The sequence below is a fragment of the Arthrobacter sp. UYCu712 genome (genome assembly GCF_040547005.1).
Taxonomy (GTDB): Bacteria; Actinomycetota; Actinomycetes; order Actinomycetales; family Micrococcaceae; genus Arthrobacter.
On sequence record NZ_JBEPOZ010000017.1, the window covers coordinates 39,257 to 59,913 of the forward strand.

The following is a 20,657-nucleotide window of genomic DNA, read 5'->3' on the forward strand; positions in this document are numbered from 1 at the left end:
CTGAGGGAGAAATCGTGACGATTGACTGGGACGAAAAGAAGACCCTGCTGCAGGAACCGAACATCGCTGCCGTTACGCAGCTTTGCGACGAACTCATGGAAAAGAAGCCGGGGTCGGTTGTCCCCTACATCGATCCCGTCCATGACGAGGATGAATGCAGGATCGTCAGCCTCCATATCGCGCCCGGCAAGGGCACCGAGTCGGGCTTCGTCTCCCATTTCAATGACGACGAAGCAGCCCGCCGGGCCACCTCCATCTACGACGCGGTCGAGCTGGACCCCCGCTACGTGATGCCGTGGAACGCCTACCCCTGGGTCCGCGACCCCGATCTGCCCTCCGCCCTGAACGTCCAGGAGAAAACGGACGGGCTGCGGCCCTTCCGCCAGTTCCTGAAGATCAACAAGCGCGTCTCGGCCGTCATCGCCCACGGCGCCGACGCCCACGCTTTTCTGACCCTGTTCGAGAAGACCTACCACTCCTCACTGAAGAACCGTGGCGTCAAGATCTACAAGGCCACCGCGCTTGGCGGCCGCGCCTTCGCCGTCTCGGCGGCCAAGCAGGAAGAGCTCCTGAGCAAAAACGTCGAGGTCTACAAGGACGCCATGCAGCGGGCGGGCATCCAGCACCTCTAGGTACTACCGGAAACGCGGCACCACCGTCACCGATCCCAGGTGCGGCAGCGCTTTCCGCGCACCTTCTTCCAGGCTCGTCGTGAGCAACGCAAGTTCAACCAGGCTGGCATCCTCCCCGATCGGCACCGTGATCTCGGCGTGCAGCCGGTGGCCGGACCAGCGCAGCCGCGACGTACCGCCGTTCCTCGAATGCTCGTCGACGACGGCGGCGAGCCGGTCTGCCAGCGCGGCGTCGACCCCATCCATCAGCCGGCGCCCGACGTCACGCATGGTGCCCCACAGCAGAACGACGATGGCGGCCGAGATGAGCAGCCCTACGATGGGGTCCGCGAGCGGGAAGCCGAGCCAGACGCCGATGACGCCTACGACGACGGCCAGCGAAGTGAAGCCGTCCGTCCGGGCGTGCACGCCATCGGCCACGAGGGCCGCGGAGCCGATCCGCCGCCCGACGCGGATCCGGTAGATCGCCACGAGTTCATTGCCCGCGAACCCCACGACGCCGGCGGCCAGCACCCAGCCGAGATTCAGCACGGGCTGGGGTTCGAAAAGCCGGCGGACGGATTCGACGGCGGCCACGACGGCCGAGAGTGCAATCATCGCCACGATGAACAACCCGGCGAGATCCTCGGCCCGCCCGAAGCCATAGGTGTAGGTCCGGGTGGCCTTCCGCCGGCCCAGCAGGAACGCGACCCACAGCGGCACCGCGGTCAACGCATCCGAGAAGTTGTGCACCGTGTCCGCCAGCAGCGCCACGGAGCCGCTGATCAGCACAATGAGCAGCTGGAAGACCGCGGTGGACCCCAATCCAAGCAGCGAGAGCTTGACCGCCCGGATGCCCTGCGCGCTGGATTCAAGGGCTTCGTCGATGGAGTCGGCGGCGTCGTGGGAATGCGGCACGAAGACCGACTGCAGCCAGCCCCTCAGCCCCGTGGCGTGTGCGTGCCCATCCGGGCCATGACTGTGGCTGTGGGCGTCCACGGCGTTCGGCTGGCGGCTCATGCCCCGTGACTCGGGGCCGTGCCGAGCGCGTGCTCGGCTTGGTGGACGGCGTCCATCACCAGCTGGCGGGCGTGGTGATTTTGCAGCCGGTAGAACACCTTGGTCCCCTCCTGCCGGGTGGCGACCATGCCGCCGAGCCGCATTTTGGCCAGGTGTTGCGAGACCGCGGGACCCGGCTTCCCCACGTGCTCGGCCAGGGCATTGACCGGCATCTCGCCCTCGCCCAAGGCGAGGATGAGCCGGACACGCGTGGCGTCGGCCAGCATGGCAAACACCTCGACGGCGAGCTCCACGTGCGGACTGTCCACTTCAATCTGCATATCTGCATTCATACGCAGATACTTTCATGATTGTCCGAGCACGGCAACCACTAGCCCGTACTGGGCCACAGCGGCGGCGTAACGCAACGTCCCCGCAACCTCTCGCGCACCCGGTTCGCATATGCTCAGCGGACAGACTCAACATGGCTCAGCGACGAACCACCCGGGAGACAGCTCATGACCAACTGGCGGATCAGGGATTTTCATTCGGCCGATCTTGACGGGATCCTGCACCTCTGGGAATCCCTCAAGGCCACCAACGTCGAGCCGGTCTACGCCCTCTCCGAAGTGCTCGCCTCCTGCGAAAAGGACCATGCCGTCGTCGCGGTGCAGGGCGATCAGGTGGTGGGCGCCGCCGTCGGACGTGCCGCGCACGACCAGGGCTGGGTCGTCTTCCTGGCCACCCTCCCGGAATACCGCGGCCGCGGTATCGGCACGTCGCTGCTCGCCGCCGTCGAAAACCGGATGGCCCCGCACGGGCTGAACAAGCTTTCGGCGCTGATGCCCGAATCCGAGACCAGGGTGGAGGCCTTCCTGAGCCGCGGCTTCGCCCTGAAGAAGAACCTGCGCTACTTCGAGCGGAAAATCCCGGTCCAGCGCCAGGAACTCGAGCCGCTCAGCCAGCTCGGCGGCCGGATCCTGGCCCGCGACCTGTGGGAAAACGTGGCGGGCATGCGCAACGAGAAGGAACTGCTGGAACGCCGGCTCGTCCTGCCGCTCGCCGAGGCCGACCTCGCCGACGAATACGGTGTGGTGCCGCCGCGCGCCGTTGTGCTCTTCGGTCCTCCCGGCACGGGCAAGACAACCTTCGCGAAGGCCATTGCGTCCCGGCTGGAGTGGCCGTTCGTGGAGGTATTCCCCTCCCGCCTCGCCTCGGACCCCAAGGGGCTCGCCGGAGCGCTGCGTGAAACGTTCCTGGAGATCGCCGAACTCGAGCACGCTGTGGTCTTCATCGATGAGGTGGAGGAGATTGCTTCCCAGCGTTCCGGCGAACCGCCGTCGCCGCTGCAGGGTGTCACCAACGAGCTGCTCAAGATCATCCCGGCGTTCCGCGAACAGTCCGGCCGGCTGCTGGTCTGCGCCACCAACTTCATCCGCGCCCTGGACTCCGCATTCCTGCGCCACGGCCGCTTCGACTACGTCATCCCGATCGGCCTGCCGGACCGCCAGGCCCGCGAGGCCATGTGGCAGCGCTTCATCCCCGCTACCGTGGTGGACGACGTCGACGTCGAGCTGCTGGTGGACCGCACCGAGGGGTTCTCCCCCGCGGACATCGAGTATGCGGCCCGCAGTGCCTCCCAGCGGGCGCTCGAGAAAGCCGTGTACGACGACGGCGGCGCGGCGTCCGGGGGCAGCGCCTCAGTCCGCGACGCGGTCCGGAAGGGTCCGGCCACCCAGGACTACCTCGACGCGATCGCCGACACCCGAACCACGGTCAGCGCCGACGTACACCAGCAGTTCCTCGAGGACATCGACGCCCTCGGGCGGGTCTAGCCGCCGGCTGGGGCGCGTTCACTAACCGAACTCGCCGGATGCCTCCGAATTCGCCGTAAAGTTCCGGCGAATCCGCACACCACCGGCGATCTGGCTGTGCGCCGGCAGCGACGAAGAGGAAACCATGATCCTGTTTCTCACGATTGTGAGCGGGCTGGCCTGGACCGTGGCCTACGCCGATGGCATCCGGGTCGGTTTCAAGGACAGGAGCTACGCGATCCCGGTCGCCGCGCTCGGGCTCAATTTCGCGTGGGAGGCCATCTACGCCACCCGCTCCGTCGCGACCGGCATTACCGCCCAGGGGGTCTTCAACATCGCGTGGGGGCTGGCCGACGTCGTGATTGTGTGCACCTTCCTGATGTTCGGCCGCTCCGAGCTGCCGGTCTGGGTGACGCGGCGGCTCTTCCTCAGCTGGGCGCTCCTGCTGGGCGTCACGTCCCTCGGAGTGCAGCTTCTGTTCGTGGCGGAGTTCGGCTGGGAGGACGCGGCCCGCTATGCAGCCTTCCTGCAGAACCTGCTGATGTCCGGGCTGTTCATCGCCATGTTCGTCGCCCGTGGCGGCTCCCGGGGCCAGAGCCTGCTGATTGCCGTGGCGAAATGGATCGGGACGCTTGCGCCCACCATCGTGTTCGGCTGGTACGGCAACTCCCCGCTGATCCTGGGCGTGGGGATTCTCTGCAGCATCTTTGACCTGGTGTACATCGGCCTGCTGTGGCGGCGCCAGCCACAACGGCCCTAGAGGGTGACGACGATCTTGCCCTTGGCACGGCCCCGTTCGAGCGCGGCGAAGGCTGCCGCAATCTCCGCGAACGGGTACGCGCGGTCCAGGACCGGCCGCACGTGGCCGCCGTCGACGAGTGCCGCCAGGGTGCGCAGATCGTCCCCGCTGGGATGCATGAACAAGTAGCGGTAGCTGGCCTTCGCCTTACGGGCGCGGCGGCGGGTGCCCATGCTCATCAGCCGGAACGCGGCGGTGATCCACGGCGGCGAGTCCAGGTCTTTCGTGGCGGTGAGGGGCTCAGGGACGCCGGCGATTGAGACCACGCGGCCGCATGGCCTGAGGATGCGGAACGAATCCCTGAGGCTCGCGCCGCCCACCAGGTCCAGCACCGCGTCGAAATCGTGCAGTACCTCGGCGAAGTTCTCCCGGGTGTAGTCGATGACGCCGTCCGCACCCAGCCGCCGCACCAGCGCCTCGCCGCGGGCCGATGCCGTGGTGGTGACCTCGGCCCCGAAGTACTTGGCGAGCTGGATGGCCAGGGTTCCCACACCACCTGCGCCGCCGGAGATGAAGAGCCGGGTGCCCCGGCCCACGCCGAGTTCGTCGCGGAGGGCCTGCAGCGCCGTGAGTCCGGCCAGCGGCAGTCCCGCGGCTTCGGGGAATCCGAGCGTCGCCGGCATGGCGGCCACAAGTTCCTGCTGCACGCACACCAGTTCGGCGAACGCTCCGAGCCTCGTCTTGTCCACCCGGGCGTAGACACGGTCGCCGATGGCGAAGCGGCTGGCTCCGGGTCCGACCGCCTCCACCGTTCCGGCGAGTTCACAGCCGGCGACGATCGGCAGGCGGACGTGGCTGATGGGACGGAGCGCGCCCTGGCGGAACTTGAAGTCCACCGGGTTCAGCCCGGCCGCCGCGACCTTGATCCGGACATCGCCCGGGCCAGGTTGGGGCGCCGGAACATCCCGGAACTCCATGGCGTCCGGTCCGCCGTAGCGCGTGAGGACGTAGGCGCGCATGGTTAGTCCCGGGCTGGCTCGGTTTCGTCGGCAGGGGTCTCGCCGGAAGCAACCTCCGCAGCTCCTGCCGGGGCGGCGTCGTAGGAGAGGTTCTCGTAGTCGGTGTCGTCCGCTTCGTCGAGCAGGTCGTCCAGTTCGTCGAGCAGCCACGGGTTGATCCGGGCCAGGATCTTCCGGGTCTCCTCGACCGGCACGGCAGCGTAGAGCACCGGGCGGGCGTCGTCGTAGCGTGTGACCGGCGGCTTGTCCGGCCACTTTTCCGCCAGCGCCCTGACCCGTTCGGGCAGCGAATTGTGCGCGTTGTCCGCGATCTTCACGAGCGTGGCGTCGTGGTCCTCGGCGATGTACCGGATGCCGGCCTGGTAGTCGTCCGGGTTCTCGTGCAGGCGCTTCGTGACCCGCTCGATGATGTCCACGGCGTGCTCGGAGACGCCCATGTCCAACAGCGCCTGCCGGGTCATCGGGGTGTCTTCGGCGATGTCATGCAGGTACCCGGCGATCCGGATGTCGTCGTCAAAATCCGCCAGCGCATCACCGACAGCGATCACGTGTTCGCGGTACGGGCGCTTGAGCTTGTCCTTCTGGCGGTTGTGCGCGACCTCGGCAAGGATCTTCGCCGTCTCCACGGTGAAACTCGGTTGGGGGGCGCGTACTTCCGTGAATTCTGGTTCTGACATGATTCCAGCCTACGCGCCGGACCCGCCCAGCCCCGTCCACACCCACGGCTCCTTCGGCAGCACGGCGGGATCGAACACAGCCAGCGCGTTCTCCAGCGGGCCGGGCGGCAGGCCGAGCGATGCCAGCACCGCGTCCCTCACCCGGCCGACGGGCACGCCCGAGGCCGCCAGATCCGCAAGCGTAACGGCGCCGTCGCGTTTGGCCAGCCGGGCGCCGTTGGCGTTGAGCACCAGCGGCACGTGCGCATATTCCGGGACGGGCATATTCAGGAGGCCTGCGAGATACGCCTGCCGGGGCGTGGACGGCAGGAGGTCATCGCCCCGCACCACCTGGTCGATGCCCTGGGCGGCGTCGTCGACCACGACGGCCAGGTTGTACGCGGTGACGCCGTCATTGCGCCGGAGCACGAAGTCATCCACCACTCCTGTGTAGCTGCCATGCAGCAGGTCCTGCACTGTCGCTGCCGTGACGGCGGAACGGAGCCGGAGCGCCGCCGGCCGGACCGCGCGCTTCTCCTCGCGCTCGGCGGCCGCCAGGTTCCGGCACGTGCCGGGATATGCGCCCTGCGGGGCATGCGGCGCAGACGGCGCCTCCTGGATCTCGCGCCGCGTGCAGAAGCACTCGTAGGTCAGGTCCGCCGCGGCAAGCCGGGCGATCGCGGCCGTGTAGAGGGTCCCGCGTTCCGTCTGGCGGACGACGCCGCCGTCCCAGTTCACGCCGATGGCGGCCAGGTCACGGAGCTGTTCCGACTCGGCGCCGGCCCGGGATCTGTCCAGGTCCTCCACCCGCATCAGGAACCGCCGGCCGGTGGAGCGGGCGAAGAGCCAGGCCAGAATGGCCGTCCGCAGGTTGCCCACGTGCAGTTCGCCGGAGGGGCTGGGGGCAAAGCGGCCGGCAGAGGTCATGGGACCAGCCTATGCGGAGCAGCACGAGAGCCCCTCAGCTACCGATGACTTCGGAATATCCGACGTCGGTAGCTCAGGGGCTCTTGCCTGTGGATTACGGAAAATATTTTGTGCGGAGAGACGATGCGTGAACAAGAGTCAATCAGCGGCGGGTTCCTTGCCGGAAGCCTCGTCCAGGGGTCCGGGTGGTGTGCCGGGGTTCCTGTAGCCCTTCAGGATCCGGCGGTGGCCTCGTCCCTTTGTTGTCATCATTTCAACAGAACTCCTACAGTTGGTGCAACGGACATCCCTCGGACTGGTCAGACTGATCAATACCCAACGCGATGATGAACAGGATGTGGTCATTTTGCAGGAACTCGACGCGACGGACCGGCGGATCCTCGTGGCCCTCGATGAAGATCCCCGGGTGCCGATCATGGTGCTGGCCCAGAAACTGGGCCTGGCCCGCGGGACAGTGCAGTCGCGCTTGGAGCGGATGACGGCGTCTGGCGCCCTCCGCCCGAACAGCAGCCGGGTGCTGCCGTCCTCCCTGGGACGGGGCGTCGCTGCGTCGGTGAGCGCCGAACTGGACCAGAGCCATCTCAACGAGGCGATCGCCGCGCTGCGGAACATCCCCGAGGTGCTCGAGTGCCACGCGCCCGCCGGCGACACCGACCTGCTGATCCGGGTGGTGGCGCGGAGCCCCGACGACCTGTACCGCGTGTCCGAGGAGATCCGGCTGTGCCCGGGGATCGTGCGGACCTCCACCAGCATGTTCCTGCGTGAGGTCATCCCGTACCGGACCACCGGGCTGCTGGCAGCCGGGTCCCCAACGCCCTGACTGCACGCCAGGGCGGGGGGAGTCCTCCCCATCGCTGCCGCCCCGGAATGCGGTTGGGCTGACCGCGGCAATCAATCGGGGAAATTGTGGCGGGGAACTTTTACGGGGCGGACGTGGCCCAGTTGCGCCGGCTGGCCAAAGAGCTGCGGGGCGGAGCGCAACGGCTGGACCAGCCCGGGCGGCAGCTCAGCGGCACAATCGGAACGAGCCCCCGGAAGGGGCACGACGGCGAGTGCTCCCGCAGCGGCTGGAACGCCGCGCACCTGAAGGCCCTGAAGGCGGCTTCCGCCGGGATTGAAACGGCAGCCAAGGCATTGCTGCTTAACGCCGATGAGCAGCACAGTGCCAGCCAAAGCGGTGCCGGCGACGCAGGGCCCGGCCTGCCCGGGGCACCCGGTAATGACCGGGCCGGCCAGGAGCTCACGGACCGGCTGGCGGGCATGACCCGGACAGAGCGAGCGGGAATCTTATCTGCTGTCCGAAGAATTCAGGGAATGGATACGCCAGGACCAGCCCATGCCGATGCCGCCGCCGCCGCCAAGCAGGTGGTGGACCAGCTGGTGGACTCCGGCGTCCTGTCCGGGACCGGCTCCGACGGAGTGGTCTTCACCGAAGCCCTGACGGTCCTGGGTGAACCGAGCATCGAGGGCGCCAAGTCCTACTACGAGCAGTCCCCGGCTGTGACCGCGTATATCGACACGGGCAGGTTCCCGCCGGCCGGCCTGGACGGGCACCACGGCAACATTTCGGTCCGCGAGGACCGCTGGGAGTTGATCGACCGGGACACCCTGGGCGCCTATGAGGACTGGCTGCACGGTGAAGACAACCCCTACGGCGAAATGACAAAGCCCATGGCTGGACGCGTGGAAAACTATCGGATGGTACCGAAGGAAATCCGAACACCGCTGGGAGCCCCGTGAAAACCAGATTGTTGCTGATGGTCATGTCGTCGCTGCTGCTGAGCAGTTGCGGCCTGTCATCCCCTCCTGATTCAAACGACAAGGAACCGATCGTGGCTAACGGCAACTCCCAGTTCACCCCCGCAGGCATTGCCGGGATCAAAAATGCCCACAAGGCAGTATTCGACTTCACGGGCCGCCCGCTAAAGATGTCCGAACTCGGATTGGGCCAGGATTCCGACGGTGCCCTGGTTGCGGCCGAATCGGACCAGCCCATTGCGGTCGCCATGAGAACGCCGAACGGCGTGGTCGAAATGGAGACCGATACCATCCGGATCCGGCGCGGCGCGGACAACATCGTTGACCACATCGACATCTTCGTTAACCGTCCGGACGTTCCGGCCGCCAACGAGGAGCTCCCGCAAGGCAGCCGATGAACCTGGCTTCGCCCTGATCCGGAAGGCGGAGCCGTTCGGCGCTGCGTCCCAGGACAGCCCCCGGAGAGAGAAGTGGTATCCCGGCTACGGGAACCCGACGGGCACGGTGTTCTCCGTTGAAATCTACTCAGACCCCGACACCGGCCGGACGACGTTCATCTACTCCGTGCACCTCGCGGACAAGTTCTACACTCCCGAAGCGGCGGAGAAGATCGAGGCGACCGGGAAGCCGTGACACCGCAGGCTTGACGCCGGCCGGTGAGACGTCGGCTCAGACGGGTGGCCCGGCGTTGGCTTTCAGGTTCTTCATGACCAGCGTCGATGTGAGCCGTTCGACGCCGGGCAGCGAGGTCAGCTCGCTGTCGTAGAAGCGCTGGTACGCGGGGAGGTCCTCGGCGATGACCTTGAGCAGGTAGTCGGGCGAGCCGAACAGCCGCTGGGCCTCGACGATGTTCGGATTGTCCGCCACCCGGTTCTCGAAGATCTCCATCGTGGCGCGGTCCACCTGGCGCAGGGTGACGAACACGATTGCTTCGAACCCCAGCCCGACGGCGGCCGGATCGATGTCCGCCCGGTAGCCGCGGATGACGCCCGCGGCCTCCAGATCACGGAGCCTCCGGTGGCACGGCGCCACCGTCAGCCCGACCCTTGCGGCGAGCGCCGTCGCCGTCATGCGGCCGTCCTCTTTGAGGTGGCGCAAAATATTCCTGTCAATATGGTCAATCACGCAATAATCTTACCGCCGTGCACCATTTTGGGGCGAAAAGAGAGAACACTTATGGCCCGGATTTGCCTAGAGTTTCTCCTGTAACCACACCTCAGGAGTTCCGCATGAATCCCCAGCTATTTCTTGCCTTCATGGTTGTTGCCGGCGCACTGGCCTGCACCCCCGGAGTGGACTGGGCGTATTCGATCACCGCGGGGCTGCGGCAGCGCAGCTTTGTCCCTGCCGTCGCGGGGCTCTGCGGCGGCTACGTGCTCCACACTGTCCTGCTGGTGGCCGGGCTGGCTGCCCTGCTGACCGGCATCCCCGGCGTGCTGGGCTGGCTGACCGTGGCCGGCGCCGCCTATCTGCTCTGGCTCGGCGCCACCACCATCAGGTCCTGGCGCGGGGCAAGCTTCGGCGGCGGTGCCGCTGACCTCCCGGCGCCGACGAACCAGTTCCGGACCTTCCTCCAGGGCATGGGGACCAGCGGCATCAACCCGAAGGGCCTGCTGTTCTACGTGGCCCTCGTACCGCAGTTCGTCAGCCCCGAGGCTTCCCTGCCGGTGCCCGTGCAGTCCGGGCTCCTGGGACTGACCTTCGTCCTGCTGGTCGCCGTGGTCTACAGCTGCGTGGCACTGCTGGCCCGGACGCTGCTGCAGTCCCGGCCAGGGGCAGCCCGGCGGGTGACGCTCGCCAGCGGGATCATCATGGTGGCGCTGGGCGCGGCGCTGTTGTCCGAACAGCTGGTGCCGCTGCTGGGGCAGGCCCTGTCCCGGAGCTGAGCTGCGGCGAGCGGCTCGGCCCCCCCTGGCGGCACGTCATTTGCGCGGCATGTACCACTCGGTGAAGGACGATGCACGGCCGTCCGCGGAGAGCAGGATGATCCAGAGGTTGTCGTAGGTGCGGTGATCCACCAGGTACGTGGTGAGTCCCTGCACGAAAGCCCGGCCGCCGTCGACCCCCAGCACCTTCCATTCGAACGTCCAGTCGCCGGGCTTGTCGCGCTCGGCAATCCAGCGCTCCACAATCGCCTCCCGCCCCCGCCACGGCTCCTGCTCATGCGGGCTGGTGAAGTAAACGGCGTCCTCGGTGAACAGCGCCCGGATATCCTCTGGTTCGTTCGAGCTCCAGGCCGTGATGTAATGCTGCACCCAGCGGGCTGCGGCGTCTCTCATGCCTCGTTTGTACTACCTGTTCCAAGGGCCCGCAAGCGTAGCGGATACGTGGATACTGCCCCCTGAACTGGGGCGCGAGCACGCGTCAGCCGTCGTCGCCGTCGGCCGCCCGGCCGTATTCGCGATCCCAGAGTTCATGCATCTCGGCATCCTTCCGGATCGCTTTCACGGTCTCCAGTTCGGCGGGTTTCCGGTGCTGCCAGTCCCGCGGGTGCAGCGACTTCCGGCCGGCGTCCAGCAGCAGCAGGGCGCGGTCGGTGAGGGCGTCGCTGCGCAGTGTGAAGTCCGTCTTCCGGCGGCGCAGGACTTCCTGCAGCGTGGCCCCGGCGGCCCGGTATTCGCCGAGCCTGCGCAGCGAGCGGGCACGCACCAGCAGCAGGGCCGCCGAGAGGTCGTCGCCGTTGAGCAGCCCGTCGGTGTCCGCTGCGACGTCCGCGTGCCGTCCCAGCGCGGCTTCGAGGGAGCAGCGTGCCACTGCCATGGGCAGCGACGGCGGCAGCCCGGCAAGCGCCGCCAGCGCGGCCTCCGCCTGGCCCGTCTCCCGCAACGAGTGGGACAGGGCGAGGAAAACGGCCTCTTCGCTGAACAGGACCGGAACCTCGACCCGCTCGGCGACCTCCACCCGGGTCAGCACGCCGGGAAGGTACTCCGCGGCGTAGCGGTTCGCGTCGTCGTCGTTCCTGATGGACAGGCCGCGCTGGAGCAGTTCGGAAGCCCGCAGGTACCCGCCGTGCGAGTAGGCCAGCAGCCCCGCCATGAGGTAGCAGAGCCCGGACCAGCCGGGGTACGCGCGGGCCAGACCGATCAACCGGTCCGGGTCGGTGCTGTTGAAGGTGGCGGAATGGACCGCTTTGGCCGCCTTTCCGGGCATCCTGCCGGAGACTTTGCCCAGCCGGGGAACCCCGCCCTCGACGGGAAGCGTGCCAGGAGCCCTGCCGGCCATGGCGTCGGCGGCAAGACGGCGCACCCCGCCGGTGAGACCGCGCACCGACGTGCGGATCAGCGCCCGGCGGAAGGGCGTCAGGTCGCGTGTGTCGCGGTATAGAACGGGATACTGGGGGGCGGATTCTGCGGGTCCGGCGCTCATGAACCCATGCTAGTAGGCTCTGGGAATGGCTGAACTCAATGACGACTCCTCCGCTACCGGCACCGCCCGTCCCGCCGCCAAAACACCCGAGGTCAGCGACGACTTCATCCACCGGCGCCACACGCTGCCGTCCGGGCTGGGATACACGACGACGACCGGCCGGCTGGTGCTGCGCCGCGAGGAAGTGAAGGACGGCAAGGCCGACGGCTTCAAGGCCAAAGCGGAGATCTTCGTGGTCAGCTACGTGGCGGACCCGACTCCGGGAGCTCCCGCGGCGAACCCGCGCCCCGTGGTGTTCGCGTTCAACGGCGGACCCGGCTCCTCCAGCGTCTGGCTGCACATGGGCCTGCTGGGCCCGCGGATGGTGGACAGCGGGGACATCGGCAACCTGACCCCCGCGCCGTACGGTGTGGTCGACAATCCCGAGACCATCCTGGAACACGCGGACCTCGTGATGATCGATCCGGTCAACACAGGGTTCTCCCGGGTGGTGGAGGGCGGCACGGCCGAGGAGTTCCATGCCTTCGTCGAGGACCGCGATCTCGTGGCGGAGGTCATCCGGCTCTGGACCACCCGCAATAACCGCTGGCTCTCCCCCAAATACCTCGTGGGCGAGTCCTACGGGACACTGCGGGCCGTGGCGGTGGCCAAGCGGCTCTTCGACGCCTACGGGATGTCCGTCAACGGCCTGGGCCTGATCTCCACCGTGCTGAACCTGTCCACGCTCTACTTCCAGCCCGGCAATGACACACCGTATGCCCTGCACATCCCCACCTACGCCGCGATTGCGCACTACCACGGCCGCCATCGGGGCCGGGAGCTCCGCGAGGTGGTTGCAGAGGCGGAGGCCTTCGCGGGCCGGGAGTTCGGCTATGCGCTCAGCCAGGGGTCCCGGCTCACGGCAGAGGAGCTCGACGGCGTCGTGGCCCGCCTAAGTGCGGTGACCACCCTCGACCAGGACTTCATCCGGCGGACCAACCTGCGCTGGACCTACGGCGAGTTCGCGGCGGAGCTGCTGCGCGGGCAGGGGCTGACGGTAGGCCGGATCGACGGACGCTTCACCCAGCGGCCGGACAACCGCCAGCTCTCCGAGAACTGGGACGATCCCTCGCTGCGCGCCATCAACGGGCCCTACGCTGCGGCGATCAACCATTACCTCCGCGCCGAGCTCGGCTACGAGAACGACCTCCCCTACGAGATCCTGACCGGCCGGGTCCAGCCTTGGAGCTACAAGACCTTCGAAGGCGCGCCGGTGGACGTCAGTGCGGACCTGGAACGGCTGCTCGCCTATAACCCGGAGCTTCGCGTGCATGTGGACTACGGCTATCACGACGGCGCCACCCCGCACTTCGCGGCGGAGTACGTCTGGGCGCACATGGACCTGCCGCCGGAGGCCCTGGCCCGCTTCACGCACCACTATCACGAGGCCGGGCACATGATGTACCTCAATCCGGAGGCCAGGCGTGCCCAGCTGGCGGCGCTGGCGGAGTTTGTGGGCGCCTAGCGTCACGGGGTTCCGGCTTCTGGCTTCTGGCTTCTGGCTTCTGGGAGGCTAGGCCGCGGTCACCCAGAGGCCGATCAGCCAGGTGCTCGCGGCGAGGCAGGCCAGGCCGAACTCGACGATCATGCCGAGGCCGGTGGCTTTCAGCGCGGCCCAGCTCGAGGCCACGGCGGTGCCGAAGGCGCGCGTGCGGTGCAGCTCGCTGAGCAGGAGCCCGGCGGCGAAGCCCACGAACAGCCCCACGACGGGGATGATGAACATGCCCACCACGCCCAGGACCAGCCCGGCGATGACCGAGCGGCTGGGAATGTTGTGCTGTTTGAGCTTCCGCCCGGTCAGGACGGCGCTGGCGGCCATTCCGGCCAGGACGAACACGATTCCGATGCCGAACACCACCCAGCCGGTGCTGCCGGCGCCACCCCAGATGGCCCAGGCTAGCAGGCTGAGGCCGATCAGGATGCTGCCCGGGAGCACCGGGATGATGGTGCCTGCCACGCCCACCAGGATGGCCAGGCCGCAGAGGATCGTCACAACAGTCTCGGGGTTCATCGCCCCAGTCTATGGCCGGGCCCGGGACCGCCGGCGGCGGGCCCGCACCCGGCTGTCGGCCCCTAGCTTCCGGAGGGCTCGCCGTACATGACGGAGAAGTACGAGATGTCCTTGCCCGAGTAGTGCGAGATCGTCACGGACAACTGGCTGGAATAGAAGTAGTCGATCTGTGCGCCGAGGCCCTGCTTGGCCGAACCGGCCTTGACGCAGACGGCGATGATCTCCGCACCGTCGGGGGCGGTGGTTTCCAGCGACTTGATGCCGTCGGCCACGTTGATTTTGCGGGTGTCCCAGTCCGAGCAGAGCTGGCCCGCCGGCGGGGCCGCGTTGGCTGGTGCCAGCCCCCCGCCCAGGAGAACAAGTCCTGCGATGGCCCCGGCAACTAACAACTTCTTCATGTCCTGCTCCTTACTCACGAATCGGAAACGGTCCCGGTGCCGTGAGTGGTTCTGTTCGTGGCACCGGTGTTTGGGCCGAGGAAAGTCCACCGCCGCGACCCGGAGCTCCCGGATGCCTGGTGTGAAGTGAGACTTCGATTCCCGCCCAGCCCGCAGCAGGCCGTGGGGGCCGCTGCGGCTGGAATGCTGGGCCCAGCGTAGGGCCGCGCGGCGGATCTCGGCCCGAGTAGTCGATACTCGGCTTTGCCGGATCACGGACGGAGGCCAGGTTGTTCTTACCGCCGGACGACGGCGGCGACGGTTCCCCCAAGGGAAGCGCCGCCGTCGTCGTCCGGTTTCGGATGCCTTCTGGTGCTGTCCGGCTATTCGGCTTCCACCGCTGCGGCGACGGCTGCCGAGACGGCCGGTGCCACCCGCGGGTCCAGCGGGCTGGGCACGATGTAGTCCGCGGAGAGCTCGTCCTCGGCCAGTGCTGCGATGGCCCGGGCTGCGGCCAGCTTCATGGCCGGGGTGATCCGCCGGGCGCCGGCGTCGAGGGCGCCGCGGAAAATCCCGGGGAACGCGAGGACGTTGTTGATCTGGTTCGGGAAATCGCTGCGCCCGGTGGCGACGACGGCCGCGTACTTGCTGGCGACCTCCGGCAGTACTTCGGGGTCCGGGTTGGAGAGGGCGAAGACGATGGAGCTGTGGTTCATGAGCTTAAGGTGCTCCTCGGCCAGCTTGGAGGAGGAGACGCCGATGAACACGTCCGCACCGAGCAGGGCCTCGCCGGGGCCGCCGGAGATGCCGCGGGGGTTGCTGCGCGCGGCGAGCTGGGCTTTCTTGCTGGCCGGGTCCGCGGCGATGTCGGCGCGGACCTTGTTGATGACACCGCGGGAGTCCAGCAGCACCACATCGCCGATCCCGGCGGTGAGCAGGATCTCGGCGACGGCGATCCCGGCAGCGCCGGCGCCGGAGATCACGACGCGCAGGCTTTCCAGTGTCCGTCCGGTCACCTTCGCGGCGCCGGTCAGGGCGGCGAGGACCACGACGGCGGTGCCGTGCTGGTCATCGTGCATGACGGGGCAATCCAGGGCCTCGATAAGCTTTTCCTCGAGCTCGAAGCAGCGCGGCGCCGAGACGTCCTCGAGGTTGACGGCGCCGAAGCTCGGGCGCAGACGGACGAGCGTCTCAACAATCTCCTCGACGTTGGTGGTGTTGAGCACCAGCGGAATGGAGTCGAGTTCGCCGAAGGCCTTGAACAGGGCGGATTTGCCCTCCATCACGGGCAGTGAGGCGCTGGCCCCGATGTCGCCAAGGCCCAGGACGGCCGTGCCGTCGCTGACCACCACCACGAGGCGCTGGGCCCATGTGAGGGTCTTGGCCAGTTCCGGGTTGGCAGCGATGGCGCGGCTGACCTGGGCGACGCCCGGGGTGTAGGCGATCGAAAGGTCGCGCTTGTTTGCGAGCGGGACGGTGCTGGAAATCGAAAGCTTGCCGCCCTGGTGGGATGCGAAGATCTCCTCGTCGCTGAGCGCGGTGGCCGGCTCGGCCGGGGAAGTGGACTCGGCGGGATTGATCGTTTCTGTGGACACGTCGTTGTCTCCTGGGGGCTCACCGTGGGCGCACGGCTCATGGAAGCTCAAGCACCGGAATGCTCAAGATGGGCTTGCGGAACGTCGGCAGGGCCCAAGGTTGGCGGGCCTGCGGCGAAGCTCCGGAAAATGCTGGCGGCGGTGCCGCTCCGGTTCTGCAATGGTAACCAACGCCGGAGCGCTCCGAGGTGCCGCACGACACACGCTCCCCCGGGGTGAAACGTTTCTCCAGCCGGGGGCATGAGCTATGTCACCGAAAAGTAAGATTTTTCGCCGTTACTGGTCTAGACCTGTTACGTCGCCGGGCGGCAGCGCGACAACAGGGAGCAGGCCTTCTTCAGGTCTCCCTCGGCCTCGAACAGGGACAGTCGGCGGCAGCGGACGGACTGCACCAGGCCGGTGACCGTCAGCAGCACCACACGGGAGACGGCGGCGTCCCCGCTGGCCGCGGTGACGGCCTTTTCCGCAAAGGAGTCGATCTCGCGCAGCAGGCGGGTGGTGTCCGTACCCTTCACGTAGACCGCTTTGCTCAGGCACTGCTCGACGGCGGGCTGCATGAGGCGCATATGGAAAATCTCCATGGCCACGCCGACAAGGGCCTGGGCGGGGGCGTTGCCTGCCGCGGAGGTGCCGGCGCGGGTTTCGGACCGGGCGTCCGGCACCGGGCCCGGCTGGGGCCCCTCGGCGGCGGCGAGCAGTTCCGCGAGCTGCTTGCGGTACAGGGCGAGGACCAGTTGGGTAGCGGAAGGAAAGTAGCGGTAAAGGGTTCCCAGCGGGACATCGGCCTTGGCGGCGACCTCGGAGAGGACCACGGAGTCGAGGCCCTTCCGGGCGAATCCGGCGGCCACTTCAAGGATCCGGGTGTAGCGGAGCCGCTGCCGGGGCAGGGTGGGCGTAGGTGCCATCGGTGGAAGATCTGAGTGATTTTCAGGCATCAGCACCGTTCCGGGGGTCGGTTATTCTCGGCAGCCGGAGGGGGTTCGTCCACAGGCCTGCCGCGGCAATTCCCGTCCACTATACGGCACCATCCCATGCCCGGGGCCAGCCGGACCGGCGCCTCCACGGCAGCGCGCAGGGGCGCCCGCGTTCAGTCGACGCCCTTGATCTTGACCACAAAGACGGCCCCCAGGAGACCGATCACCGCGGCCGCCACGTACAGCGACACGTAGCCTCCCCAGAGCGTCACGAAGGGAAAGGCAATCAGCGGGGCCAGGACCTGCGGCAGTGAATTGGCGATGTTGAGGACACCCAGGTCCTTCCCGCGACTCAGCGCCGTCGGCAGCACCTGGGTGATGAGGGCGAAGTCCACGGCCAGGTAGCAGCCGAAGCCGATTCCGAGCACGGAAGCCCCGATCAGGGCACCGGCCCAGGTCGGCGCGAAGGCCAGGATGAGCGAGGCCACCGCGATGATGACCGAGGAGATGATGACCAGGGGCTTCCGCTTGCCCATCCGGTCGCTCAGCGGGCCGCCGATCACGCTCGTGACAATGACCATCACCGCGTACAGGCCGGTGAGGATCAGGACGCCGAACTCGGGTTCCAGGCCCTGGGTTTCCTTGATGTGGACGGCGTCCTTGAGGAAGAACAGCAGGTAGAGCGTCACCATGTGGTTGCCGATGTTCACCAGCAGCCTCGTCAGCCAGGCCCAGGCGAAGTCCGGGTAGAGCGCCGGGGAAATCCAGAAACCCTTGGCGAAGCCGGCCAGGCTGAACGGGGGCCGGGCCTGCGCGGGCAGCGGGACGTCGTCGTTCTTGAAGAAATACAGCACGACGCCGGCCAGCAGCGCCACCGCACAGACCAGGTATCCGGCGGCGAAGTTTCCGGTGACCGCGGCCGCGATCACCGCACCGATGAGGATCCCGACCGTCTGGCCCATGGCGGCCAGTCCGCCCACTGTGCCGCGCTGCGGGACCGGCACGCGGTCGGGGATGGCGGCGGTGATGGCGGCGTACGCGCCGTTGCAGCCGGCCTGCACGAGGCACCAGAGCAGGGTCATGACGGCCACGTTCGGCGCCCCGGCCAACGCGATGAGGGCTGCGGCGCCAAGGACCGCGCCGAGCAGCACCCACGGCACACGGCGGCCCAGCCGGGAGGTGGTGCGGTCGCTGAAGGCGCCGAACAGGGGGTTGGCCACAAGCGATACCGCGGCGCCGGCCCCGGTCACGAGCGCGAGGATGGCTTCCTTGTCCCCTTCACTGAACGCCGCCGCCTGCTGTCCGAGCAGCACCTGGATCGGGCCGAAGAACGCCGCATTGATGCCGAGGTTGACCAGAACCACGCCCGCGGTCCAGACCGGACGGACCCGGCGCTCCGGTTCGGCGAGCGCCGGCGCGGTCGGAGCTGCGCTCGGTAGGTCGGACAAGCTCATGTGGTTTCTCCCCGGAACTGACGACTCAGTCTGATGATCTGTGTGGGGCCAGACTATCGTGGGGAACACGATCCGCCGTCTACTTTTCAGCCAGGGAGAACCAGTGGCCTCATCCGCCGTCAACACCGCCGACCTTTACGATGACCGGGGCGAGGAGCTCAGCTCCTTGGCCGTGCAGTTCCAGTCCCTCGGCGGCCAGTCGCACTTCAGCGGACCGGCCCGGACCATCCGCTGCTTCGAGGACAACGCCCTCGTGAAATCCACCCTGGCGACTCCGGGCGGCGGCGCCGTCCTCGTGGTCGACGGCGGCGGCTCGCTGCGCACAGCGCTGATGGGGGACTTGATCGCGGCGAGCGCCGTGACCAACGGGTGGGCCGGCGTCGTTATCAACGGCGCCATCCGCGACCGGACCGCCATCGCGGAACTCCCGCTCGGCGTCAAGGCGCTGGGCAGCAACCCGCGCAAAAGCGCCAAGACCGGCGCCGGTGAGCTCGACGTGGAGCTGGAGATCGACGGCGTGACGATCCGGCCGGGTGCCATGATGTGGTGCGACCCGGACGGCATCCTGATCGAACGCTGAGGACGCCGGGAGGGGCCACGCAGCCGCCGTCATCTTCGGCGCAACGGTGGTTGCGGGAACAAAGCGGCATCTAAGATAGTTACTGAAAGCAACTTTCATGCTTGAACCCTAAAACTCCCCTTGGAGCAGTCATGTCCAAAACCAGCTCCGCGCGCGCGGCCGGAGAGGTGCTGACCCACCGTCAGACCATCACAGTCATGGTGGGCCTCATGCTCGGCATGTTCCTGTCCTCGCTGGACCAGACCATCGTGTCCACCTCGATCTACACCATCGCCAATGACCTCGACGGGCTCTCCCTGCAGGCCTGGGCGACCACGGCGTACCTCATCACGTCCACGGTGAGCACTCCGCTCTACGGCAAGCTGAGCGACATCTTCGGCCGGCGCCCGCTGTACCTCGCCGCGATCCTGATCTTCCTGGCCGGTTCGCTGTACGCCGGATCCGTCCACTCGATGACCGAACTCGCGATCGCCCGCGGCATCCAGGGCATGGGCGCCGGCGGTCTGCTGGCTCTCGCCCTGACCATCATCGGCGACATCGTTGCGCTGAAGGACCGGGCGAAATACCAGGGCTACTTCATGTCCGTGTTCGGCATCTCTTCGGTGCTGGGCCCGGTGGTGGGCGGCGCCTTCGCCGGTTCCGCCAACATCCTGGGCTTTGACGGCTGGCGTTGGGTGTTCTTCATCAACATCCCGATCGGCCTCGCCGCCCTGGCCGTCGTGTTCCTGTACCTGCACCTGCCGGCCAAGCACGTGAAGCAGAAAATCGACTACTGGGGTGCCGCTGCCATCACCCTGGCGATCGTCCCGCTGCTGCTCGTGGCTGAACAGGGCCGCAGCTGGGGCTGGACGTCCGCGAGCTCCCTCCTCTGCATCGGACTCGGCGTGTTGGGGGTCGTGGCGTTCCTTCTGGCGGAGAAGCGCGCCGGCGACTACGCCCTGATCCCGCTCCGCCTCTTCCAGAACCTCACCTTCGGCCTGTCCTCGCTGCTCAACTTCATCATCGGCATCGGGATGTTCGGGGCCATCGCGATGCTGCCGATGTACCTGCAGCTGGTCAAGGGCCTCACCCCCACCGAGGCCGGCCTCATGATGATCACGTTCACCGTGGGCATCCTGACCGGTTCCATCACCGCGGGCCGGACCATCTCGGCGTCGGGCACGTACCGGATCTTCCCGATCCTGGGCACCGCCATCCTGACCGGCGCCGCCACCGTCATGGGTTTCTCCCTCGGGGTGGACACCCCGCTGTGGGTCCCCGGCGCCATCGCCGTGTTCTTCGGCCTGGGCCTGGGCTTCTGCATGCAGCCGCTCACCCTGGCCATGCAGGTCTCGGTGCCCGCCAAGGACATGGGCGTGGGGACGTCCTCCGCGGCGTTCTTCCGCTCCATGGGCGGCGCCGTGGGCACGGCCGTGTTCATCTCCCTGCTGTTCAGCATGGCCGCGGACAAGGTGGCCACCGGGATGAAGGACGCGATGCAGAACGCCGACTTCCTCTCGGTCCTGAAGGACCCGGCCGTGGCCGCCGACCCCGCCAACGCCCCGCTCTACGCCTTCTTCAAGAACGGCGCGGGCAACGACTCGCTCAATGACACGAGCTGGCTGCACCAGGCCAACCCGGTCCTGACGCGCCCCATCACCGAGGGTTTCGCCCAGTCGATCGACGCCGTCATGCTCACCGCCGCGGTCCTCACCGGCATCGCGTTCCTGATCAGCTTCGCCCTGCCGAACAAGAAGCTCACGGACCCGAAGGCTGCCGCCAGGGAGGGCGCCGCGGCCGCCGCCCACTAGTACTACAG

The 20,657-nt window shown here is 67.7% G+C and carries 24 protein-coding genes; 11 read left to right on the forward strand and 13 right to left on the reverse strand.

Annotation, left to right across the window (positions count from 1 at the left end; genetic code table 11):
• Window positions 1-14 precede the first annotated feature (14 nt).
• The gene (locus tag ABIB51_RS15745) at window positions 15-632 is read left to right on the forward strand and encodes a uracil-DNA glycosylase family protein (RefSeq protein ID WP_354189624.1); all 618 of its coding nucleotides are present in this window, start codon (window positions 15-17) and stop codon (window positions 630-632) included.
• A 3-nt stretch (window positions 633-635) separates the two neighbouring features.
• Here ABIB51_RS15745 and ABIB51_RS15750 read toward each other — a convergent pair whose 3' ends face one another.
• Window positions 636-1,631 (reverse strand): cation diffusion facilitator family transporter, encoded by a 996-nt coding sequence (locus ABIB51_RS15750; RefSeq protein WP_354189626.1) that lies wholly within the window; start codon window positions 1,629-1,631, stop codon window positions 636-638.
• Entirely contained in the window at window positions 1,628-1,963 is a 336-nt protein-coding gene (locus tag ABIB51_RS15755) for an ArsR/SmtB family transcription factor (protein WP_354189628.1), read from the reverse strand. The genes ABIB51_RS15750 and ABIB51_RS15755 overlap by 4 nt, the downstream gene beginning before the upstream one ends.
• Before the next feature lie 165 nt (window positions 1,964-2,128).
• Here ABIB51_RS15755 and ABIB51_RS15760 point away from each other — a divergent pair, with 165 nt between their 5' ends.
• Both ABIB51_RS15760 and ABIB51_RS15765 read left to right on the forward strand, forming a co-directional pair.
• A complete protein-coding gene (locus tag ABIB51_RS15760; protein WP_354189630.1) occupies window positions 2,129-3,445 on the forward strand; it encodes an ATP-binding protein in 1,317 nt (438 codons plus the stop codon).
• Window positions 3,446-3,569: 124 nt separating this feature from the next.
• Window positions 3,570-4,184 (forward strand): transmembrane-type terpene cyclase, encoded by a 615-nt coding sequence (locus ABIB51_RS15765; RefSeq protein ID WP_354189632.1) that lies wholly within the window; start codon window positions 3,570-3,572, stop codon window positions 4,182-4,184.
• Here ABIB51_RS15765 and ABIB51_RS15770 read toward each other — a convergent pair.
• Genes ABIB51_RS15770 through gluQRS form a run of 3 tightly spaced genes read right to left on the reverse strand, consistent with a single transcriptional unit; the run spans window position 4,181 to window position 6,765 of the window.
• Window positions 4,181-5,182, reverse strand: a complete 1,002-nt coding sequence (locus tag ABIB51_RS15770) for an NADP-dependent oxidoreductase (protein WP_354189634.1) — start codon at window positions 5,180-5,182, stop codon at window positions 4,181-4,183. The genes ABIB51_RS15765 and ABIB51_RS15770 overlap by 4 nt on opposite strands.
• Window positions 5,183-5,184: 2 nt before the next feature.
• Entirely contained in the window at window positions 5,185-5,859 is a 675-nt protein-coding gene (locus tag ABIB51_RS15775) for an HD domain-containing protein (protein ID WP_354189636.1), read from the reverse strand.
• Between the two features lie 9 nt (window positions 5,860-5,868).
• On the reverse strand, window positions 5,869-6,765 hold the full coding sequence (gluQRS, locus tag ABIB51_RS15780; RefSeq protein ID WP_354189638.1) for a tRNA glutamyl-Q(34) synthetase GluQRS: 897 nt from the start codon (window positions 6,763-6,765) through the stop codon (window positions 5,869-5,871).
• Between the two features lie 346 nt (window positions 6,766-7,111).
• Here gluQRS and ABIB51_RS15785 point away from each other — a divergent pair, with 346 nt between their 5' ends.
• From ABIB51_RS15785 to ABIB51_RS15800, 4 genes are all read left to right on the forward strand, one after another.
• A complete protein-coding gene (locus ABIB51_RS15785; RefSeq protein WP_354189733.1) occupies window positions 7,112-7,585 on the forward strand; it encodes an Lrp/AsnC family transcriptional regulator in 474 nt (157 codons plus the stop codon).
• 113 nt (window positions 7,586-7,698) lie between these two features.
• Window positions 7,699-8,505: a hypothetical protein gene (locus ABIB51_RS15790; RefSeq protein ID WP_354189640.1), complete on the forward strand. Its 807-nt coding sequence runs from the start codon at window positions 7,699-7,701 to the stop codon at window positions 8,503-8,505.
• A gap of 92 nt (window positions 8,506-8,597) precedes the next feature.
• Window positions 8,598-8,921: a hypothetical protein gene (locus ABIB51_RS15795; RefSeq protein ID WP_354189642.1), complete on the forward strand. Its 324-nt coding sequence runs from the start codon at window positions 8,598-8,600 to the stop codon at window positions 8,919-8,921.
• 106 nt (window positions 8,922-9,027) lie between these two features.
• The gene (locus tag ABIB51_RS15800; RefSeq protein ID WP_354189644.1) at window positions 9,028-9,156 is read left to right on the forward strand and encodes a hypothetical protein; all 129 of its coding nucleotides are present in this window, start codon (window positions 9,028-9,030) and stop codon (window positions 9,154-9,156) included.
• A gap of 36 nt (window positions 9,157-9,192) precedes the next feature.
• On the opposite strand, the gene ABIB51_RS15805 is transcribed toward ABIB51_RS15800, so the two are convergent.
• Entirely contained in the window at window positions 9,193-9,648 is a 456-nt protein-coding gene (locus ABIB51_RS15805) for an Lrp/AsnC family transcriptional regulator (protein WP_354189646.1), read from the reverse strand.
• Window positions 9,649-9,752: 104 nt separating this feature from the next.
• Between ABIB51_RS15805 and ABIB51_RS15810 the strand changes: the two genes are divergently transcribed.
• Window positions 9,753-10,409, forward strand: a complete 657-nt coding sequence (locus ABIB51_RS15810) for a LysE family translocator (RefSeq protein WP_354189648.1) — start codon at window positions 9,753-9,755, stop codon at window positions 10,407-10,409.
• 36 nt (window positions 10,410-10,445) lie between these two features.
• Here the strand turns inward: ABIB51_RS15810 and ABIB51_RS15815 are convergent, their stop codons facing one another.
• Together ABIB51_RS15815 and ABIB51_RS15820 are read right to left on the reverse strand one after the other, a co-directional pair.
• The gene (locus ABIB51_RS15815; RefSeq protein WP_354189650.1) at window positions 10,446-10,802 is read right to left on the reverse strand and encodes a nuclear transport factor 2 family protein; all 357 of its coding nucleotides are present in this window, start codon (window positions 10,800-10,802) and stop codon (window positions 10,446-10,448) included.
• 85 nt (window positions 10,803-10,887) lie between these two features.
• The gene (locus tag ABIB51_RS15820) at window positions 10,888-11,889 is read right to left on the reverse strand and encodes a hypothetical protein (protein WP_354189652.1); all 1,002 of its coding nucleotides are present in this window, start codon (window positions 11,887-11,889) and stop codon (window positions 10,888-10,890) included.
• Window positions 11,890-11,914: 25 nt separating this feature from the next.
• On the opposite strand from ABIB51_RS15820, the gene ABIB51_RS15825 reads away from it, so the two are divergent.
• On the forward strand, window positions 11,915-13,393 hold the full coding sequence (locus ABIB51_RS15825) for a S10 family peptidase (RefSeq protein ID WP_354189654.1): 1,479 nt from the start codon (window positions 11,915-11,917) through the stop codon (window positions 13,391-13,393).
• Window positions 13,394-13,441: 48 nt separating this feature from the next.
• Here the strand turns inward: ABIB51_RS15825 and ABIB51_RS15830 are convergent, their stop codons facing one another.
• The 5 genes from ABIB51_RS15830 to ABIB51_RS15850 all read right to left on the reverse strand — a co-directional run bounded on the left by ABIB51_RS15830 (window position 13,442) and on the right by ABIB51_RS15850 (window position 18,279).
• Window positions 13,442-13,939 (reverse strand): DUF456 domain-containing protein, encoded by a 498-nt coding sequence (locus tag ABIB51_RS15830; RefSeq protein ID WP_354189656.1) that lies wholly within the window; start codon window positions 13,937-13,939, stop codon window positions 13,442-13,444.
• 62 nt (window positions 13,940-14,001) lie between these two features.
• On the reverse strand, window positions 14,002-14,337 hold the full coding sequence (locus tag ABIB51_RS15835; RefSeq protein ID WP_354189658.1) for a hypothetical protein: 336 nt from the start codon (window positions 14,335-14,337) through the stop codon (window positions 14,002-14,004).
• 362 nt (window positions 14,338-14,699) lie between these two features.
• The gene (locus ABIB51_RS15840) at window positions 14,700-15,911 is read right to left on the reverse strand and encodes an NAD(P)-dependent malic enzyme (protein ID WP_354189660.1); all 1,212 of its coding nucleotides are present in this window, start codon (window positions 15,909-15,911) and stop codon (window positions 14,700-14,702) included.
• A gap of 293 nt (window positions 15,912-16,204) precedes the next feature.
• Entirely contained in the window at window positions 16,205-16,846 is a 642-nt protein-coding gene (locus ABIB51_RS15845; RefSeq protein ID WP_354189662.1) for a TetR/AcrR family transcriptional regulator, read from the reverse strand.
• 152 nt (window positions 16,847-16,998) lie between these two features.
• Window positions 16,999-18,279 carry an MFS transporter gene (locus tag ABIB51_RS15850; RefSeq protein ID WP_354189664.1) on the reverse strand — a complete coding sequence of 427 codons (1,281 nt, stop codon included), beginning with the start codon at window positions 18,277-18,279 and terminating at the stop codon, window positions 16,999-17,001.
• A gap of 103 nt (window positions 18,280-18,382) precedes the next feature.
• Here ABIB51_RS15850 and rraA point away from each other — a divergent pair, with 103 nt between their 5' ends.
• Together rraA and ABIB51_RS15860 are read left to right on the forward strand one after the other, a co-directional pair.
• Window positions 18,383-18,859 (forward strand): ribonuclease E activity regulator RraA, encoded by a 477-nt coding sequence (gene rraA / locus ABIB51_RS15855; RefSeq protein WP_354189666.1) that lies wholly within the window; start codon window positions 18,383-18,385, stop codon window positions 18,857-18,859.
• Between the two features lie 131 nt (window positions 18,860-18,990).
• Window positions 18,991-20,649: an MDR family MFS transporter gene (locus tag ABIB51_RS15860; protein ID WP_354189668.1), complete on the forward strand. Its 1,659-nt coding sequence runs from the start codon at window positions 18,991-18,993 to the stop codon at window positions 20,647-20,649.
• Window positions 20,650-20,657: the final 8 nt, after the last annotated feature.

Bases quoted from the DNA above. Each gene is read 5' to 3' on its own strand.
- ABIB51_RS15815 (WP_354189650.1), bottom strand. From the start codon at position 10,802: ATGAGAGACGCCGCAGCCCGCTGGGTGCAGCATTACATCACGGCCTGG.
- ABIB51_RS15810 (WP_354189648.1), top strand. From the start codon at position 9,753: ATGAATCCCCAGCTATTTCTTGCCTTCATGGTTGTTGCCGGCGCACTG.
- ABIB51_RS15860 (WP_354189668.1), top strand. From the start codon at position 18,991: ATGTCCAAAACCAGCTCCGCGCGCGCGGCCGGAGAGGTGCTGACCCAC.
- ABIB51_RS15820 (WP_354189652.1), bottom strand. From the start codon at position 11,889: ATGAGCGCCGGACCCGCAGAATCCGCCCCCCAGTATCCCGTTCTATAC.
- gluQRS (WP_354189638.1), bottom strand. From the start codon at position 6,765: ATGACCTCTGCCGGCCGCTTTGCCCCCAGCCCCTCCGGCGAACTGCAC.
- ABIB51_RS15770 (WP_354189634.1), bottom strand. From the start codon at position 5,182: ATGCGCGCCTACGTCCTCACGCGCTACGGCGGACCGGACGCCATGGAG.
- ABIB51_RS15850 (WP_354189664.1), bottom strand. From the start codon at position 18,279: ATGAGCTTGTCCGACCTACCGAGCGCAGCTCCGACCGCGCCGGCGCTC.
- ABIB51_RS15835 (WP_354189658.1), bottom strand. From the start codon at position 14,337: ATGAAGAAGTTGTTAGTTGCCGGGGCCATCGCAGGACTTGTTCTCCTG.
- ABIB51_RS15825 (WP_354189654.1), top strand. From the start codon at position 11,915: ATGGCTGAACTCAATGACGACTCCTCCGCTACCGGCACCGCCCGTCCC.
- ABIB51_RS15830 (WP_354189656.1), bottom strand. From the start codon at position 13,939: ATGAACCCCGAGACTGTTGTGACGATCCTCTGCGGCCTGGCCATCCTG.
- ABIB51_RS15765 (WP_354189632.1), top strand. From the start codon at position 3,570: ATGATCCTGTTTCTCACGATTGTGAGCGGGCTGGCCTGGACCGTGGCC.
- ABIB51_RS15755 (WP_354189628.1), bottom strand. From the start codon at position 1,963: ATGAATGCAGATATGCAGATTGAAGTGGACAGTCCGCACGTGGAGCTC.
- ABIB51_RS15760 (WP_354189630.1), top strand. From the start codon at position 2,129: ATGACCAACTGGCGGATCAGGGATTTTCATTCGGCCGATCTTGACGGG.
- ABIB51_RS15750 (WP_354189626.1), bottom strand. From the start codon at position 1,631: ATGAGCCGCCAGCCGAACGCCGTGGACGCCCACAGCCACAGTCATGGC.
- ABIB51_RS15775 (WP_354189636.1), bottom strand. From the start codon at position 5,859: ATGTCAGAACCAGAATTCACGGAAGTACGCGCCCCCCAACCGAGTTTC.
- ABIB51_RS15845 (WP_354189662.1), bottom strand. From the start codon at position 16,846: ATGCCTGAAAATCACTCAGATCTTCCACCGATGGCACCTACGCCCACC.